The organism is Aquiflexum sp. (assembly GCF_041749095.1).
Taxonomy (GTDB): Bacteria; Bacteroidota; Bacteroidia; order Cytophagales; family Cyclobacteriaceae; genus Aquiflexum.
This window is the reverse complement of sequence record NZ_JBGTCA010000003.1, coordinates 1-2351: the sequence shown is the minus strand read 5'-3', so window position 1 is coordinate 2351 and position 2351 is coordinate 1. Positions and strand designations below refer to the sequence as shown.

At 40.7% G+C, this 2351-nt stretch carries 2 protein-coding genes; both read right to left on the bottom strand.

Going from position 1 to position 2351, the window contains the following annotated elements:
* Positions 1–1854 (bottom strand): two-component regulator propeller domain-containing protein (locus ACEW8O_RS00115; protein ID WP_373492583.1); only part of this gene is annotated, 1854 nt, incomplete at its 3' end.
* Positions 1855–1864: 10 nt separating this feature from the next.
* Positions 1865–2351, bottom strand: a 487-nt coding sequence (locus tag ACEW8O_RS00110) for a sensor histidine kinase (protein WP_373492582.1), incomplete at its 5' end; no start/stop codon positions are given.

Sequence of the window (2351 nt, the reverse complement as noted above, 5' to 3'; positions counted from 1 at the left end):
TTCATTTTCTTCATCAGCTATAATGGACTGAATACTCATGGAGGGCAGTCCATCGTTGACCGTATAGGTTTTTATTTTCCCTGTTGCCACATCAAAGCGATTCAATCCTCCCTGCCAGGCACCTACCCAAGCTATTCCGTTTGTATCTTCATAAAAAGAATTGATGTCCTGAGTGCCTAAAATATCGCCCTTGGCTTTATCGTGACCTATGGACCTGAATTGTCTGGTGGTGTAATCGTATAAAAACAACCTGTCATCAGTGGGTAACCATAAACCGTACTTTTCGCTTTCATATACTCGCACAATTGAATGAAGGCGTTTTTCATCGTCAGCGCTTAAATCGAGTTTAAGCCTTGAAAAGGATCCGGTACCGCTTTTCCTGATGTAAATGCCACCATTAGTAAATGCCCACTGATTTCCTTGACTGTCATTAAAAAAACTATTTACCCAATTGGATTCGGGTATACCGGGTATGCTGATCTTCTTTATTGTCTTTTCAGGATAGCTAAATTGATACACACCAAAAGTGGAATTTAGGTAGTAGTCTCCTGGTGACACTTCTGAGATTGAAAAAACTCTTGGTAAAGATGGAAAATAGTTGTTGTAAGGTAAACTTTCGATCTCGTTGTTTTGAAGATCGATTATATTTAAGCCAGAGGAGGTAACCAGCAATTTTCCATCCGGCAATTCAACGATATTATCGGCCCAGCCAGAAAGAATGGAGTTGGGATCCTCATTTTTGAAGGTGTAGGATTTGAAGATAGAGCGTTCTTCATATCTTAATAAACCCATCACGCGGGTTCCTGCCCAAACCCCTCCGAATTGATCCACCGCAAGGGTATTGACTGCATCTCCTCTGAAGCCAAATTTATCGGATAAATCCTCTTTGAAATACACCACTGAATTTTGCGCTGGAGAATACAAAAAAGGACCATAGTTGGTAGCCATCCACAAATTACCATCAGCATCTTTGGTGAGGCTGTTCCAGAAATTTTCTTCTAAAATTCCTATAGGTGAAAAAATCTCATATTCAGCATTCTCCACATTTAGCTTAAACAAACGTCCGAAATTGCTTATGATCCAAAGGTAACCTTCCCTGTCGCTGATCATACCTGTTCCGATTTCGTTGTTTAAATCAGGCATATTAGAAACATTCTTCGGGATAACTTCTTCAATTTTATTTCCCTGATTTATTTTAAAAAATCCGGAGAAGCTGTTAATCCAAATCACTCCTTCTTGATCCGAAGTCATGCCCCAAATATTTTTTACTATTATGTCCTCAGCGGTTTCGAATCTTTTTATTTTTTCTTCCTCTTCATCAAGGTATAATAGTGCATCGGAAATCTCCTGTCCCCAGGTACCTACACCAAAATAGATCCTGCCATTTTTGTCTTCGGCAATCTGCCAAATTCCCTTTTCGACATTGACATCGTATTCAAACAAATCAACAAAAGGATATTCACGAAATAATTGGGTGGCAGGATCATAGGCATTCAGTTTACCGGGAGAGGTACCTACCCAGATTCTACCTTTGCTGTCTTCAAACAAGGACCAGACATTCAGTCCTTTGATCGAACCGGCGTTATTGGGGTCTTCATAAAAGCGTTTGAAGGAATAGCCATCAAAGCGTGCGAGACCGTTGATGGTGCCCACCCAGATGTAGCCGAATTGATCCACAATGATTTTATTGATCTGGGTACTTGGCAAACCATCCTTTTCTGTAAATAAGGTAAGGTTATTGGAGTTTAACTGAGCGAAGGATGGGGATCCAAAAAGCAACATGCCAACAAGGATTACCCAGAGGAATAATTTCAGTTGAAAAGCAGTCATATTGATTTTTTTGGATGGCCTCATGCTTCTTAATTTATAAAGGTAATATAATGATAAATGCGGTGCCTGGATCCTGTCCTACCAGGTTATCCGGGTGAACTTCGTCACCTGCTTCAACGGTAGGCAAGCTTTTTACCCTTATTTCTCCTCCGTGTGCTTTAATAATGTCATAGCTCAAACTCAATCCCAAACCGGTTTCCTGGCCGGTAGGTTTGGTAGTAAAGAACGGTTGAAAGATTTTTTCTTTGATGGTCTCCGGGATACCATTGCCGTTGTCTTCCACCGAAACATACAACTTATTGTTCAATTTTTTAGTGGATAGGGTTACGGCGGGTCGATAATTTTCGTTTATCCCTTTCTGCTTTTCGCTCATGGTATTTTGACTACGTTTAGCGCAGGCAGTTCGACTGCGTTCTGCTGGGTTCTTTCTGCAACCAACGCTTCCAAAATAAGGTTTTTCTTTCTCAGGTCCTCTAAGCTGCCAGGTATCCACTTCAATTTGAACATTTTCAGCTTTGGAT